Source organism: Pseudorhizobium tarimense, assembly GCF_022968135.1.
Classification (GTDB): Bacteria; Pseudomonadota; Alphaproteobacteria; order Rhizobiales; family Rhizobiaceae; genus Neorhizobium; species Neorhizobium tarimense.
On sequence record NZ_JALJRA010000009.1, the window covers coordinates 70,074 to 85,211 of the forward strand.

12 protein-coding genes and 1 tRNA gene are annotated in these 15,138 nt (G+C 61.8%); 12 read left to right on the top strand and 1 reads right to left on the bottom strand.

All coding sequences use genetic code 11. From position 1 onward, the window contains the following. Nucleotides 1–9: 9 nt before the first annotated feature. The 9 genes from pal (at nt 10) to MUU54_RS12385 (ending at nt 11,901) form a co-directional block, all read left to right on the top strand. Complete coding sequence (gene pal / locus MUU54_RS12345) at nt 10–549, top strand: peptidoglycan-associated lipoprotein Pal (RefSeq protein WP_247244323.1); 540 nt, start codon at nt 10–12, stop codon at nt 547–549. Nucleotides 550–724: 175 nt separating this feature from the next. Continuing rightward, on the top strand, nt 725–1,717 hold the full coding sequence (gene ybgF, locus MUU54_RS12350; RefSeq protein ID WP_247244324.1) for a tol-pal system protein YbgF: 993 nt from the start codon (nt 725–727) through the stop codon (nt 1,715–1,717). A 13-nt stretch (nt 1,718–1,730) separates the two neighbouring features. Beyond that, nucleotides 1,731–3,053, top strand: coding sequence for a tRNA lysidine(34) synthetase TilS (gene tilS / locus MUU54_RS12355; protein WP_247244325.1), 1,323 nt, complete (start codon nt 1,731–1,733; stop codon nt 3,051–3,053). Nucleotides 3,054–3,151: 98 nt separating this feature from the next. Then, nucleotides 3,152–5,083, top strand: coding sequence for an ATP-dependent zinc metalloprotease FtsH (gene ftsH, locus MUU54_RS12360; RefSeq protein ID WP_247244326.1), 1,932 nt, complete (start codon nt 3,152–3,154; stop codon nt 5,081–5,083). 209 nt (nt 5,084–5,292) lie between these two features. After that, the gene (glmM, locus tag MUU54_RS12365) at nt 5,293–6,645 is read left to right on the top strand and encodes a phosphoglucosamine mutase (RefSeq protein ID WP_247244327.1); all 1,353 of its coding nucleotides are present in this window, start codon (nt 5,293–5,295) and stop codon (nt 6,643–6,645) included. A gap of 170 nt (nt 6,646–6,815) precedes the next feature. Beyond that, nucleotides 6,816–7,655 (top strand): outer membrane protein, encoded by an 840-nt coding sequence (locus tag MUU54_RS12370; protein ID WP_247244328.1) that lies wholly within the window; start codon nt 6,816–6,818, stop codon nt 7,653–7,655. Between the two features lie 179 nt (nt 7,656–7,834). Continuing rightward, entirely contained in the window at nt 7,835–9,013 is a 1,179-nt protein-coding gene (locus MUU54_RS12375) for a phosphoserine transaminase (protein ID WP_247244329.1), read from the top strand. Nucleotides 9,014–9,100: 87 nt separating this feature from the next. Continuing rightward, nucleotides 9,101–10,696, top strand: coding sequence for a phosphoglycerate dehydrogenase (gene serA, locus MUU54_RS12380; protein ID WP_247244330.1), 1,596 nt, complete (start codon nt 9,101–9,103; stop codon nt 10,694–10,696). 206 nt (nt 10,697–10,902) lie between these two features. Beyond that, nucleotides 10,903–11,901, top strand: a complete 999-nt coding sequence (locus MUU54_RS12385; protein ID WP_247244331.1) for a TIM44-like domain-containing protein — start codon at nt 10,903–10,905, stop codon at nt 11,899–11,901. On the opposite strand, the gene MUU54_RS12390 is transcribed toward MUU54_RS12385, so the two are convergent. Then, nucleotides 11,898–12,329 (bottom strand): DUF1810 domain-containing protein, encoded by a 432-nt coding sequence (locus MUU54_RS12390; protein ID WP_247244332.1) that lies wholly within the window; start codon nt 12,327–12,329, stop codon nt 11,898–11,900. The genes MUU54_RS12385 and MUU54_RS12390 overlap by 4 nt on opposite strands. Nucleotides 12,330–12,432: 103 nt before the next feature. On the opposite strand from MUU54_RS12390, the gene MUU54_RS12395 reads away from it, so the two are divergent. The 3 genes from MUU54_RS12395 to MUU54_RS12405 all read left to right on the top strand — a co-directional run bounded on the left by MUU54_RS12395 (nt 12,433) and on the right by MUU54_RS12405 (nt 15,101). Next, nucleotides 12,433–13,560 carry a mechanosensitive ion channel family protein gene (locus MUU54_RS12395; protein ID WP_247244333.1) on the top strand — a complete coding sequence of 376 codons (1,128 nt, stop codon included), beginning with the start codon at nt 12,433–12,435 and terminating at the stop codon, nt 13,558–13,560. Between the two features lie 131 nt (nt 13,561–13,691). Continuing rightward, nucleotides 13,692–14,888 (top strand): tRNA 2-thiouridine(34) synthase MnmA, encoded by a 1,197-nt coding sequence (mnmA, locus tag MUU54_RS12400; protein WP_247244334.1) that lies wholly within the window; start codon nt 13,692–13,694, stop codon nt 14,886–14,888. A gap of 136 nt (nt 14,889–15,024) precedes the next feature. Then, nucleotides 15,025–15,101 (top strand) — tRNA-Met (locus MUU54_RS12405). Nucleotides 15,102–15,138 lie beyond the last annotated feature (37 nt).

Below are 15,138 nucleotides of genomic sequence, written 5' to 3' on the forward strand. Positions count from 1 at the left end.
AGACCGGCTATGGGCCGCACTGATACTTCGGCAATGAGCCGCATGCAGACACTCGCTCGCAACCCGGCCGTCGTCGCATTGGCGCTGACGCTGGCACTTGCTGGCTGCGCCAACAAGAAGAACCTGCCGAACAATGCCGGCGATCTCGGCCTCGGCGGCGCAGGTGCGGGTGCTGCGACACCTGGCTCCACTCAGGACTTCACCGTCAATGTCGGCGACCGCATCTTCTTCGACACGGACTCGACCACGATCCGCGCTGACGCCCAGCAGACGCTTGACCGCCAGGCACAGTGGCTGTCCCGCTACCCGAACTACGCCATTACCGTCGAAGGCCATGCTGACGAACGCGGTACTCGCGAGTACAATCTTGCTCTCGGTGCGCGTCGTGCGGCCGCGACGAAGGAATATCTGGCGGCACGCGGCGTTCCGGCTAACCGGATCCGCACCATCTCCTACGGCAAGGAAAAGCCAGTCGCGGTCTGCGACGATATTTCCTGCTGGTCGCAGAACCGTCGCGCTGTCACGGTTCTCGGTGGCGCCGGCATGTAATCGGCGTTGAAACGGACGCAAGCGTGAAGGCGGTTCTTCAGAGCCGCCTTTTCGTTTTCCATAGTTTGGCCGAACTTGCGTTGATTTTAGGCGCCGAGCTCAGTTGCTTTTTGGCGTGGATTGACAAAATCTGCAGTCACGCCAAATCGGCGCAGATCAAGGCAGGACGGACAACATGAAGAAAATTGTCTTGGCAGCAATGCTGGGGCTGATAGTGGCTGGCGGCCCCGCCGGGGCGTTCTCGTTGCCGGAGCTTCTCCAGCGCAACGGCCAAGCATCGCAGGCACCGCGAGCATCAGAAGCGCCGGTGGTCCTGGCGCAAACCAGTGATCCAGCCCGTATCCAGCAGCTCGAGGAGGAAATCCGCCAGCTCAACGGGCGCATCGAGGAAATGAGTTTCCAGCTTCTGCAGATGCAGGAGCAGATGCGCAAGACCCAGGAAGACAACGAGTTCCGCTTCCAGGAGCTTGAAAAGAGCGATAACGGAGCGGCCGGGTCACCGGCCGCTACCGCTTCGACGGAGCAGCCGGCAGCGCCTGAGGCCCCGGCCGACGACGTTGCGCGCGTCATCGACACGCCGCCGCCTGCCGCTCCCAGCACCGGCAGCGGTGCCGGCGCGCCGGAAACCGTTCTCGGCTCCATCGACTTCGACCAGAACGGCAATCCGCGCGATGTCACGCGCAACGAGAATGCCAACAACTCGTCCGGGCTTCCAGGTGTCGACACAGGTTCGGGCGTGCCCTCCCCGGGTCAGTCGACCGACGCGCAGCAGACGGCATCGCTGGGCAACGAGAACGACACCTACCAGGTGTCCTACAATCACGTGCTGTCCGGCGATTATGCGCTGGCAGAGCAGGGCTTTACGCAGTACCTGACCGAGTTTCCGGAAGGGGAGCGGGCCGCGGATGCGAGCTTCTGGCTCGGCGAGGCCCAGTACTCGCAGGGCAAGTACAACGAGGCGGCGAAGACCTTCCTCAACGCCCACCAGACCTACAACAAGTCGGCGAAGGCGCCGGAAATGCTCCTGAAGCTTGGCATGTCACTTGCCGCTCTCGACAACACGGAGACGGCCTGCGCCACTTTGAAGGAAGTGCCGAAGCGTTATCCTGAAGCGCCGCGTCCGGTGCTTGCGAAAACCTCCTCCGAGCAGAAGCGCCTCGGCTGCTGATCGGCCGCCGGTGTTGACGACCGCCGATCATTCTTCGCTCTCGCCGCAAGAGGCGATCGAGCGACTTTTGAAAAAGATGCCGAGCCCTTGTCGGCTGCTCGTTGCAGTCTCCGGCGGCAGCGACTCGGTAGGCCTGCTCGCGGCGCTCTGCCAGAAAACTGACCCTCAGGTGGAGCTCGTCGCTGCCACCGTCGATCATCGGCTCCGCCCAGAATCGGCGGCTGAGGCGGCAGATGTCGCCGCGCTCTGTGCCCGACTTGGTGTGCCGCACCACGTGCTCGTCTGGCAGGGCGAGAAGCCGAAAGCCGGACTTCCGGCCGCAGCACGCGAAGCGCGCTATGCGCTGCTTGCGAAGGCTGCGGAAGAGGCGGATGCCGATGCCATTCTGACCGGGCATACGCGCGACGATCAATTCGAAACCATTGCCATGCGATCTGCGCGTGGGGGAGGCGCGGATGCTCCCGGTCTCGCCGGCATGGCGGAAGCAGTATTGCTGCAGCGCCGGTGCTGGCTGTTGCGACCGTTTCTGCGAACGCGGCGGACTTACATCCGACACTATCTGACACAAAGGGACTTCGGCTGGATCGACGACCCATCCAATGTTGATCCCCGATTTGAACGTGCGCGGATCCGGAACGAAGCCGGCGGGAGTCAGCCGGAGCGGTTGGAGCCGTTGGAGGCTGCGGCCACAGAGCGGACGGCTCTTTCCGAAGCGGCAGCCGATCTCCTCGCCACACATGCGACTGTGCAGCACGGGGTGCTGATGCATCTTGCGCCGCCAGCTCTTCTCAATGGTTCGCACGCTCTAAGATACGCGCTGGCGATCTCCGCCGCAGTTCTCGGTGGTCGGGAGCAAGCGCTTGCGTCACAGAGCGTTGAACGCGTGATGGCGGCGGTGCGCGACCAGCAACCTTTCCGGCTGACGGCTGGCAGAGTGATCTTCGATCTGCGCCGCGGCGGTCTCTTTCTCTGCCGGGAAAGACGAGGGCTGGCCGATGCGGTTGTTCCTGCAGGACAGACCCTGATCTGGGACGGGCGCTACCGCATCACGAACGCTGGAACCGAAGCCGCAAAAGTAGGTTTGGAGGAGGAAGATCGGCAACAAGCCGCCGCGCTCTTCTCTGATGTGTCTGCCTCGGTGGCGATGAGAGCCAGACGGGCATTGCCGCATGTCGCTGCTGTATCAGGGGGGAGCGTAAAGATCGAGGCCATGCTTGCTCCCTATGACCGCTTCTTGCCGCTGTTCGACTACAAACTCGCGGGCGTTCTGGGGAAGCTTTTCGGATGCGACAATTTTCCCCCGCTTCCGTTCCGCGATTGCGAACTTAAAAGGTAACCAGTCTGTCCGGTTCGCCTTGGCAAGCAGAGGGCGGAACCCTATGTTAGCGGCAAGCAAGGCGGCTCTCGGGCTGCCATACAGTTCCGGGGAGTTCGATGAACCCAAACTTTCGAAATTTTGCCCTCTGGGCGATCATTGCGCTGCTGCTGATTGCGCTGTTCAGCATGTTCCAGACTGCGCCGTCGCAATCGGGCTCTCGGGAGATACCCTATTCGCAGTTTCTGAGCGATGTTGACTCGGGCCGTGTTCGCGAGGTGGTCGTCACCGGCAACCGCGTGATGGGAACTTACCAGGAGAACGGCTCGGGCTTTCAGACCTATTCGCCCGTTATCGACGACTCGCTCATCGAGCGCCTGCAGTCGAAGGACGTGACGATCGTCGCCCGGCCGGAAACCGACGGTTCGTCCGGCTTCCTGAGCTATCTTGGCACGCTGCTCCCGATGCTGCTCATCCTCGGTGTCTGGCTTTTCTTCATGCGCCAGATGCAAGGTGGTTCGCGCGGCGCGATGGGCTTCGGCAAGTCCAAGGCCAAACTGCTTACCGAGGCGCATGGGCGCGTGACGTTTGAGGACGTCGCGGGCGTCGACGAAGCCAAGCAGGACTTGGAAGAAATCGTAGAATTCCTGCGCGACCCGCAGAAGTTCCAGCGCCTCGGTGGCCGTATTCCGCGCGGTGTGCTGCTCGTCGGCCCTCCGGGTACCGGTAAGACGCTGCTTGCGCGGTCGGTTGCCGGCGAAGCGAACGTGCCCTTCTTCACCATCTCCGGTTCCGACTTCGTCGAAATGTTCGTCGGTGTCGGTGCATCCCGTGTACGCGACATGTTCGAGCAGGCGAAGAAGAACGCGCCCTGCATCATCTTCATCGACGAAATCGATGCGGTCGGACGCCATCGTGGCGCCGGCCTCGGCGGCGGCAACGACGAGCGCGAGCAGACGCTGAACCAGCTGCTCGTCGAAATGGACGGCTTCGAAGCGAACGAAGGTGTCATCCTGATCGCTGCGACAAACCGCCCCGACGTCCTCGACCCGGCGCTGCTGCGTCCGGGCCGCTTCGACCGTCAGGTCGTCGTGCCAAACCCGGATATCGTCGGCCGTGAGCGGATCCTCAAGGTTCACGCGCGCAACGTGCCGCTGGCGCCGAATGTGGACCTCAAGGTTCTTGCCCGTGGTACGCCCGGCTTCTCCGGCGCTGACCTGATGAACCTCGTCAACGAGGCGGCCCTGATGGCTGCGCGGCGCAACAAGCGCCTCGTCACCATGCAGGAATTCGAAGACGCCAAGGACAAGATCATGATGGGCGCGGAACGCCGCTCGTCTGCAATGACCGAGGCGGAAAAGAAGCTCACTGCCTATCACGAGGCAGGCCACGCCATCACGGCGCTCAAGGTCGCGGTTGCCGATCCGCTGCACAAGGCGACGATCATTCCCCGCGGGCGCGCGCTCGGCATGGTTATGCAGCTGCCCGAAGGCGACCGCTATTCGATGAGCTATAAGTGGATGGTCTCGCGTCTCGTCATCATGATGGGTGGCCGCGTGGCGGAAGAACTGACCTTCGGCAAGGAGAACATCACGTCGGGTGCTTCCTCCGACATCGAGCAGGCCACCAAGCTTGCCCGTGCCATGGTGACCCAGTGGGGCTTCTCTGATGTGCTGGGCCAGGTCTCCTACGGCGAGAACCAGCAGGAGGTCTTCCTTGGTCACTCGGTTTCGCAGTCGAAGAATGTGTCGGAAGCGACGGCACAGAAGATCGACACTGAAGTTCGCCGTTTGATTGATGACGCCTATTCGGAAGCGCGCCGTATCCTTACCGAGCATCACGACGAGTTCGTCGCGATCGCTGAAGGCCTGCTGGAATACGAGACGCTGACTGGCGAAGAGATCAAGGCTCTGATCAAGGGGCAGAAGCCCTCCCGCGACGCCGACGACGCACCTCCGACGCGAGGCTCTGCCGTACCCACCACAGGGGCCAAGAAGGATGAGCCGCGCGGTGGTGAGGCAGAAGGTGGATTGGAGCCCCAGCCGCACTGAAGCATCGGCTTCTTTCGAAAAGGAAGGCCACCCGCCGTTGCGGGTGGCCTTTTTCGTCGGTAACGAGATGTAATCACTTTTGACGCTATTTTACGTGCCAGGCCCTTATTAATGTGGCATGACCGCAGCCCCTGACGGGGCGGGCAACCGCTCGACCGCGGCGCGTGCCGCGATGACGCGCCATGAGGTGCGGTGACGAAGGAGCATGCATGACACGTCGATATTTTGGCACCGACGGTATCCGTGGCCATTCCAATGTATTCCCGATGACGCCGGATCTCGCCATGCGGGTGGGGATTGCAGTGGGCACGATCTTCCGCAACGGCAACCATCGCCATCGAGTGGTAATTGGCAAGGATACGCGTCTTTCCGGCTACATGCTGGAGAATGCCATGGTTGCGGGTTTCACCGCCGCCGGCCTTGACGCCTTTATTCTAGGTCCCATTCCGACTCCCGCGGTTGCAATGCTGACGCGTTCGCTGCGCGCCGACGTCGGCGTGATGATTTCCGCCTCGCACAACCCTTACCAGGACAACGGCATCAAGCTCTTCGGCCCCGACGGCTACAAGCTGTCGGACGAAATAGAGATGCAGATCGAGGATTTGATCGAGAAGGATCTTTCGACACAGTTGGCGAAGTCGGCTGATATCGGCCGGGCCAAGCGTATCGACGGGATCGACGACCGGTATGTGGAGCACGCCAAGCGGAGCCTGCCCCGCGATGTGACCCTGCAGGGGCTCCGCGTCGTCGTCGACTGTGCCAACGGTGCCGCTTACAAGGTCGCGCCGACCGCCCTGTGGGAGCTCGGCGCGGACGTGGTGACGATCGGCAACGAGCCGAACGGGCGCAACATCAACCTAGACTGCGGCTCGACCAGCCCCGGCGCACTGCAAAAGAAGGTGCACGAGGTGAGGGCGGATGTCGGTATCGCGCTCGATGGCGACGCGGATCGCGTCATCATTGTCGACGAGACGGGTGCCGTCATCGACGGTGACCAGCTGATGGCGGTCATCGCCGAAAGCTGGGTGGCGGAAGAGAAGCTGCGCGGCGGCGGCATTGTCGCCACCGTCATGTCGAACCTCGGGCTGGAGCGCTTCCTCGCTGACAAGGGGCTGGAACTTGCCCGTACTAAGGTCGGCGACCGCTACGTGGTGGAACACATGCGCAACCATGATTTTAACCTCGGTGGCGAGCAGTCGGGGCACATCGTGATGTCCGACTTTGGCACGACAGGCGACGGGCTGGTTGCCGCCTTGCAGATCCTTGCGCGCGCGAAGCGCCTCGAGGTTCCGGTCAGCGAGCTGTGCCGCCGTTTCGAACCGGTGCCACAGCTTTTGAAGAACGTGCGATTCTCTGGCGGAAAGCCTCTCGAGGACATCATCGTGCGGCAGGCAATTGCCGATGCCGAAGCGGAACTGGCCGGCAAGGGCCGTCTGGTCATCCGCCCGTCGGGAACCGAGCCACTCATTCGCGTGATGGCCGAAGGTGACGACGAACGGCAGATCGAGCGGATCGTCAACGATCTGATCGGCGTGATTTCGGGCGTTCGTACCGCAGCCTGAACGAGGCGCAGTAACTCAGAAATGCCGGCTCTTGAGTCGGTTTTTTTCTTCCTATTGTGGTAAATTAGTATAGTTAAGCCCACCTTTACTTTTCTTGTTCATTATCCATGGCGGATCAACCAGTTGGCACGTGCTCGCTGGCCAATGACGACGACCTTGGAGATGAAGCCATGAGAAAGAGCCTACTGGGCGCTGCCGCACTGGTGCTGTTGGCCGGTGCCGCCCATTCTGCCGATATCTATCAACCTGAACCGCTGCCATCGATCATGGACGCGCCTGAAATCACCGTGCAGGAAGCCAGCGGCTGGTACCTGCGTGGCGATATCGGCTACAGCTTCAACAAGAGCCGCGGCGTGGAATACTTCCAGGGCTCCAATGCCCTGCTGTCTGACTTCGACACGGCCTCGCTGAAGGATAGCTTCCTCGTCGGTGCTGGTGTCGGCTACCAGATCAACAACTACCTCCGCACGGATTTAACCTTCGACTACATGGAGTCCGATTTCGAAGGGTCGACTTCGGGCAGCGGCGCGAGTTTCGGTGCCTGCATCGGACCTTGCACATCAACTGACCGTTCTACAATGCGCGCTTACTCTCTGCTGGCGAACGCATATGTGGATCTCGGCACCTATGGTTATGTCACGCCCTACGTCGGCGCTGGTATCGGCGGCACTTACGTGAACTGGAAGAACCTTCGGAATACGTCTTGTGCCGATGACGGCAGCGGTTGCGACGATACGGTTGAACACCGCGGTCGCGGCAGCTGGCGCTTCACCTATGCGCTTATGGCAGGTGCGACTGTGGACATCACATGCGCACTCAAGGCGGACGTCGGATACCGCTTCCGTCACGTCGACGGAGGAGACATGTTTGGCTTCGCCGAAAACGGCGGTCCCGGGTACGACAAGGGCTTCTACAGCCACGAAGCTCGCGTCGGCGCACGCTATGTCTTCGGCGGTTGCGATACGCCCGTCAGCTATGAGCCGCCGATCGAGCCGATCGTCTATAAGTAGGCTTCTCGAACTTCGCATAAAGCCGCTGGAGCAATCCGGCGGCTTTTTTGTTCGTCCGGGATGCCGCTTGCAAGTGCGCCTGCGTCATTTGCCGCTTGACTAAGACAGGCGCGAGGAATAACCACGGCGGCGGGACACTCCTCCCCAACGAGGAGCTTTCTATCTGGAAGGATAGCCATATGAGCGATCTCGCAAAGCCGGACACCCGTCCGAACAATTCCCATTTCTCTTCTGGCCCTTGCTCGAAGCGCCCCGGCTGGACGCTGGAAGCTCTCTCCGATGCACCGCTCGGTCGTTCGCACCGCGCCAAGATCGGCAAGGCGAAGCTGAAGCAGGCCATAGACCTCACCCGTGAAATCCTGAACGTGCCGGCGGATTACCGCATCGGCATCGTGCCGGCTTCTGATACCGGTGCCGTCGAGATGGCCATGTGGTCGCTGCTCGGCGAGCGCGGCGTCGACATGCTCTCCTGGGAGAGCTTCGGTGCAGGCTGGGTGACCGATGTCGTCAAGCAGCTGAAGCTGAAGGACGTGCGCAAGTTCGAGGCAGATTACGGCCTGCTGCCGAACCTCGTCGAGGTCGATTTCGACCGCGACGTCGTCTTCACCTGGAATGGCACGACCTCGGGCGTCCGCGTCGCAAATGCAGACTTTATCCCCGCCGACCGCAAGGGCCTGACGATCTGCGACGCCACCTCGGCCGCATTTGCCCAGGACATGGACATCTCCAAGCTCGACGTCGTCACGTTCTCCTGGCAGAAGGTGCTGGGCGGTGAGGGCGGCCACGGCATGCTGATCCTTTCCCCGCGCGCTGTCGAGCGCCTGGAAAGCTATGTTCCCGCCTGGCCGCTGCCGAAGATCTTCCGCATGACCAAGGGCGGCAAGCTGATCGAGGGCATCTTCACCGGGGAGACCATCAACACGCCGTCAATGCTTTGCGTCGAAGACTATCTCGATGCGCTCAACTGGGCGAAGTCCATCGGTGGCCTGAAGGCGCTGATCGCCCGGGCCGATGCGAATGCGAAGGTCATCTTCGACTTTGTCGGGAAGAATGACTGGATTGCGAATCTTGCCGTCAAGGACGACACCCGCTCCAACACGTCGGTGTGCCTGAAGATCGTCGACCCCACGGTCACGGCTCTCGATGCCGATGCGCAGGCGGCCTTCGCCAAGGGAATGGTCTCCATGCTGGAGAAGGAAGGGGTTGCCCTCGACATCGGCGCCTATCGCGATGCCCCGTCGGGCTTGCGGATCTGGGCCGGTGCCACGATCGAGAAGGCGGATATGCAAGCCTTGACGCCCTGGCTTTCCTGGGCGTTCGAGACGCAGAAAGCTGCCCTCGCCAAGACTGCTGCCTGACCTGATCCCGGTCCCGCACTCCGAACTGGTTGGCGGGACCGCCTCATTTCATTCCAGAGACTGAACCTCTTTCAAGGAGCCCAGACCATGGCACCTCGCGTTCTCGTATCCGACGAACTTTCGGAAACCGCCGTCCAGATCTTCCGCGACCGCGGCGTAGAAGTTGATTTCCTGCCGAAGCTCGGCAAGGACAAGGAAAAGCTTGCCGAGATCATCGGCAACTATGACGGCCTCGCCATCCGTTCCGCCACCAAGGCGACCGAGAAGCTGATTGCCGTCGCAACCAACCTCAAGGTGATCGGCCGCGCCGGAATCGGCGTCGACAATGTGGACATCCCCGCCGCGTCTAAGCGCGGCATCATCGTGATGAACACACCTTTCGGCAATTCGATCACCACGGCCGAGCATGCGATCGCTTTGATGTTCGCCGTCGCTCGCCAGCTTCCGGCAGCCGATGCCTCGACGCAAGCCGGAAAGTGGGAGAAGTCTAAGTTCATGGGCGTCGAGATTACCGGCAAGACGCTCGGCGTCATTGGTGCCGGAAATATCGGCGGCATCGTCTGCAAGAAGGCGCTGGGGCTTGGCATGCATGTCCTGGCCTATGATCCCTTCCTGTCTGCCGAGCGGGCGCAGGAGATGGGCGTGACCAAGGTCGAGCTCGACGAGCTCTTGGCAAAGGCCGACTTCATCACGCTCCATGTCCCGATGACCGACAAAACGCGCGGCATCTTGGGCAAGGAAGCGCTTGCGAAGACGAAGAAGGGCGTGCGCATCATCAACTGTGCCCGCGGGGGCCTGGTCGATGAGGCGGCCCTTGCCGAAGCCATCAAGTCCGGCCACGTCGCCGGTGCAGGCTTCGACGTCTTCGAGGTCGAACCTGCCACCGAAAGCCCGCTGTTCGGCCTGCCGAACGTCGTTTGCACACCCCATCTTGGCGCCTCGACCACGGAAGCGCAGGAGAATGTTGCGCTGCAGGTGGCCGAGCAGATGTCCGACTACCTCGTGAAGGGTGCCGTCTCCAACGCCATCAACATGCCCTCGATCACTGCAGAAGAAGCGCCGATCCTGAAGCCCTTCATCCGACTCGCAGACGTGCTTGGCGCCTTTGCCGGCCAGGTAACGGAGAGCCCGATCAAGGAAATCGAGATCCTTTACGACGGCTCCACCGCTGACATGAACACGCGGGCGCTTACCAGCGCACTTCTTGCCGGTCTGATCCGCAACCAGGTGCAGGACGTCAACATGGTGTCGGCGCCGATCATGGTGAAGGAGAAGGGCATCGTCCTGTCCGAGGTCAAGCGCGACAAGACCGGCGTCTACGACGGCTACATCAAGCTGACCGTGACGACGGAAAACCAGACGCGCTCGATCGCCGGCACCGTCTTCTCCGACGGAAAGCCGCGCTTCATCCAGATCAAGGGCATCAACATGGACGCCGATGTCGGCGCCAACATGGTCTACATCTCGAACACCGACGTTCCGGGCATGATCGGCTTCATGGGAACGACTTTGGGTGAGGGCGGGGTCAACATCGCCAACTTCCAGCTCGGCCGCGACAAGCAGGGGGGCGATGCGATCGCGCTTCTCTACGTCGACGAGCCGGTAAAGCAGGAGGTGCTGGACAAGCTCACGGCGCATCCGGCCATTCGGCAGGCAAAGCCGCTGACCTTCAACGTCGACTGACTTCGGATGACGTCTCAAAAAGCCCGGTGCGCGCGTAACGCCGCGCCGGGCTTTTTCTGTTCTCGCTGTTGGAACAGCCACCGATGTCAATGGTTGTGGCCGCGCCAGTGAAGCCTGTGAGGTAGCGACGCTCGCTCTTAAATAATCAGGCATCCATCGCTATATAGACTGCTGGTCCGCGACAGGCGGATTTTGAGGAGAAAAGAATGTTGTCATCCATCCGCCGCTTCAGAAACGTCTTTGCGATCGCCGCGATCGCCATGGCTGTTTCTCTGACGGCTGTCGATTTCGCAGAAGCTCGGCGCGGCGGCGGCTTTGGCAGCCGCGGGAGCCGTACCTTCAGCAGCCCCGCTATCACCCGGACTGCACCTAATCCGGCCGCGCCGGTCGAGCGCAGCATGACGCCGCGTCCCCAGCAGAATGCCGCAACACCGAACGCAGCGCGTCCCGCGACGCAGAACCGTGGCCTGTTCGGCGGCCTCGCCGGTGGCTTGCTCGGCGGGTTGTTCCTTGGCGGCCTGTTCGGCATGTTGATGGGCACCGGGTTCGGCGGCGGCTTCGGCTTCCTCGGCATGTTGCTGCAGGTGGCGCTGATCGCAGGACTTGCGATGTTCCTGATGCGGATGTTCGGCCGGCGCCAACAGCCGGTAGGCGGTGCTGCCGGACACGGCAACGGCTACGCCTATGAGCGGCCGCAGCAGCAGGAGCGGTCGTTCCAGATTCCGAAGATCGGCGGAATGGCGGCCGGATCTACGACAGGCGCCGCGCAGCCTGTGCGCCATGCGTCCGACGCGACCGACGAGATCGGCATCACCAACCGCGACCTCGATCAGTTCGAGAAGCTGCTTGCTCAGCTGCAGGCGGCCTATGCCGATGAAGATTACGCAGCTCTGCGCGCAATCACGACGCCGGAGGCCATGTCCTATCTCGCGGAAGAACTGGGCGAGAATGCTTCGAACGGCCTGAAGAACGAGGTCCGCGACGTGACGCTGCTGCAGGGCGACCTGTCTGAAGCATGGCGGGAGAACGGCCAGGAATACGCGACCGTTGCAATGCGTTATTCCAGCGTCGATTTCATGCGCAACCGCGACACAGGGGCCGTCGTCCAGGGCGATCCGGATCACGCGACGGAGACCGTCGAAGTCTGGACCTTCGTGCGCAAGCCTGCGCAGGAGTGGAAGCTCTCGGCGATTCAGAACGCCTAAGGGCGGAGCAGCGCGATCGTCTTGCGGTCGCGCTCGCCATGATAGAACGAATCAAGGGCTCGCTCGAAAGGCGAGCCCCTTTCGCTGACGGCGGCAAAGAGCGTCATGCAGCTCCTGAACTTCATGTCGTCCGGTGAGCCCAGGATCTCGTAAGCAGTCTTACCCATGTGCTGAAGCATCAGCGCCGTGCATTCGATCAATCTCTCCCCCAGCAGCGGATGGTCGAGATAGGCATTTGCTTCATCCTGTGAGGAGATGGCAAAGCGCTTTGCCATGGACGAGAACCCAAGCCCCTTCATCTGCGGAAAGACAAACCACATCCAATGGCTCCGCTTCGCGCCTGCTTCCAGTTCGGCGAGGACGTGTTCGTAAACCGGATCTTGAGCGTCCACGAACCGCTGGAGGTCGAATGTCTTTGGGGTGGCCATGAGGAACTCCTGCTTTTGTCAGCTCCCGGACGGAGAAGCCTCAGCGGTGGATTTTGTTGCGCAGGGTCTTTCCGATGCTGCGTCGCACCCTACCATATGAGGCATGGAAGCGCGCCTGGAACAATATATCCACGAGTTCATCCGCTGGGTCCCCGATCCTATTGAGAGCATTCTGATCCTGCTCTTGGCTTTTGGTTTGGGCCTCATCATTCACAAGATCGTCTACCGAATCCTGACACGGGTGACGGAGAACCGCGATCTCTTCTGGCGGTCTCTCGTCCAGCGGACGCGGCGGCCCTTGAGGCTTGCGATCCTCACCTGGGTCTTGTCGCTCGGAGTCGTGATCGCGCCGTTGAACAGCGAGCAGGAAAGTGTTCTCCGCCACATTCTGCTGCTCTGTTTCATCGTCCTGCTCGGCTGGATGGCGCGGACGGCTCTGCACATCTGGACGACGGTTTACCTGCGCCGCTTCAAGCTCGATGCAGAGGACAACCTGTTGGCGCGCAAGCACGTCACGCAGTCGCGCATCATGGAACGCGTCGCGGCCACCGCCATCATCGCCGTGACCATATCAGCGGCCCTCATGACCTTTCCGGGCGTGCGCCAGTACGGTGTTTCGCTGCTCGCCTCTGCCGGGGTCGCCGGTATCGTCCTCGGTCTCGCGCTTCAGCCCGTCCTCAAGAACCTGTTTGCGGGGATCCAGCTTGCCATCACCCAACCCATCCGCATCGATGACGCGCTGCTGGTGGAGGGAGAATGGGGAAAGGTCGAAGAAATCACCTCCACCTATGTCGTCGTCAAGCTGTGGGACTGGCGCCGCCTGATCCTGCCGCTCGGCTATTTCATCGAGAAGCCGTTCCAGAACTGGACGCGCGAAGGCGCTGCGCTGATCGGGACGGTAATCATCTATCTCGACTACAGCGTGCCGGTGAGCGTTATCCGTCGCAAGGTGGAGGAGATCGCGGCAGCGTCGCCGCTCTGGGATCGGGATGTGGTCAATGTCGCCGTGACGGATTTCAAGGAGAGTGTCATGGAGGTGCGTATTCTCGTCTCTGCATCCAATGCCGGGCGAGCCTTCGACTTGCGCTGCGAGGTCCGCGAGAAGCTGATCGACTTCATTCAGGCCAATTATCCGTCGAGCCTGCCGAAGGTTCGTGCGGAGGGCACCTCCGATGCCGCTGGCCGGGCGACGGCCGCCGAAGCCTCCCAGAGCACGCCGCTGCAATCATGAGCTTTGGCCGCCGCCTTGCATGGCTGCGCAATCCTTTCTATATCCGCCCGGAAACCCTCTTGCGGCCGACCCCGCTGGAGCTTGGATGCGCCGCTTCGATCTAAATTGACGGCCAAGCGATGAGAGTTCCTTTGAATACGCTGGATTTTAACAAGAGGCCGGAAGACACGCGCGTGGTCGTTGCCATGTCGGGCGGCGTGGATTCGTCCGTTGTCGCCGGGCTCTTGAAGCGCCAGGGCTACGACGTGCTGGGCATTACGCTGCAGCTCTACGATCATGGTGCAGCGGCCCACCGTGCCGGCTCCTGCTGTGCCGGGCAGGATATCGATGATGCGCGCCGCGTCTCCGAAACGGTGGGCATTCCGCATTACGTGCTCGACTACGAGAAGCGGTTTCGCGACGCGGTGATCAACCCGTTCGCCGAAGCCTATGCCATGGGGGAGACGCCGGTCCCCTGCGTTGCCTGCAACCAGACGGTCAAGTTCGCCGATCTTCTGGCGACGGCCAAGGAACTTGGCGCGGATGCTCTGGCGACCGGGCACTACATCCGTTCGCGACCGAACCCGTCCGCGGACAACCTCAATCGCCGCGCGCTCTATCGGCCGGTCGACAGCGAACGCGACCAGAGCTGGTTCCTGTTTGCCACCACGCAAGAGCAGATCGACTATCTGCGCTTTCCGCTCGGCGGCATGTCGAAGGCCGAGGTGAGGGCGCTTGCGGAGGAGATGGGGCTGGTAGTTGCCAAGAAGGCCGACAGCCAGGACATCTGCTTCGTGCCGCAGGGCCGCTACACGGACATCATCAACAAGGTGAAGCCGAACGCAGCACTCGGAGGCGACATTGTCCATATTGACGGGCGCGTCCTTGGGCAGCACGATGGCATCCTGCACTACACGATCGGCCAGCGCCGCGGCATCGGGGTGGCAACCGGCGAGCCGCTTTATGTCGTTTATCTCGATGCACGCGGGCGCCGGGTCATCGTGGGGCCAAAGGAAGCGCTCGACACGCGCCGGGTCTACCTGCGCGACGTGAACTGGCTGGGAGACCGGCCGCTTTTAGAAGACGCCCGGGACGGCTTCTCCTGCTTTGCCAAGGTTCGCTCCACGCGCCCGCCCACGCCCGTCACGCTGCACTGTGACGACAAGGGCATCTACGTCGACCTCGCGGTCGGGGAAGCGGGTGTTGCGCCCGGCCAGGCCTGTGTCCTGTACTCCGCCGAAGGACCGGATTCCCGCGTCTGGGGCGGTGGCTTCATCGAACGCTCGGAACGCGCTGCAGAGGCCGAAGCATCGCTGAAGGCGCTGCTTTCGTCCCCCGCCGCGGCTTGAGGCAAGCCGGTCTTCAGTGCACTGCTTTTCCAAGCGAAAGTGCAGAAAGCGTGCTTGACACTGCGGCGAAGCCAGCTTTATAAGCCGCACATCCAAACGGATCGGTCGCTCAGGTTTCAGACGGCGCAGGTCTTGTGGCGGGGTAGCTCAGGTGGTTAGAGCAGCGGAATCATAATCCGCGTGTCGGGGGTTCAAGTCCCTCTCCCGCTACCACTCTTTCTCGATTTCATCCGAACATGGCTAAGTGCCA

Excerpts from the sequence above, each read along its gene's own strand:
- pal (WP_247244323.1), top strand. The coding sequence starts at position 10 with ATGGGCCGCACTGATACTTCGGCAATGAGCCGCATGCAGACACTCGCT.
- ybgF (WP_247244324.1), top strand. The coding sequence starts at position 725 with ATGAAGAAAATTGTCTTGGCAGCAATGCTGGGGCTGATAGTGGCTGGC.
- ftsH (WP_247244326.1), top strand. The coding sequence starts at position 3,152 with ATGAACCCAAACTTTCGAAATTTTGCCCTCTGGGCGATCATTGCGCTG.
- glmM (WP_247244327.1), top strand. The coding sequence starts at position 5,293 with ATGACACGTCGATATTTTGGCACCGACGGTATCCGTGGCCATTCCAAT.
- MUU54_RS12370 (WP_247244328.1), top strand. The coding sequence starts at position 6,816 with ATGAGAAAGAGCCTACTGGGCGCTGCCGCACTGGTGCTGTTGGCCGGT.
- MUU54_RS12375 (WP_247244329.1), top strand. The coding sequence starts at position 7,835 with ATGAGCGATCTCGCAAAGCCGGACACCCGTCCGAACAATTCCCATTTC.
- serA (WP_247244330.1), top strand. The coding sequence starts at position 9,101 with ATGGCACCTCGCGTTCTCGTATCCGACGAACTTTCGGAAACCGCCGTC.
- MUU54_RS12385 (WP_247244331.1), top strand. The coding sequence starts at position 10,903 with ATGTTGTCATCCATCCGCCGCTTCAGAAACGTCTTTGCGATCGCCGCG.
- MUU54_RS12390 (WP_247244332.1), bottom strand. The coding sequence starts at position 12,329 with ATGGCCACCCCAAAGACATTCGACCTCCAGCGGTTCGTGGACGCTCAA.
- MUU54_RS12395 (WP_247244333.1), top strand. The coding sequence starts at position 12,433 with ATGGAAGCGCGCCTGGAACAATATATCCACGAGTTCATCCGCTGGGTC.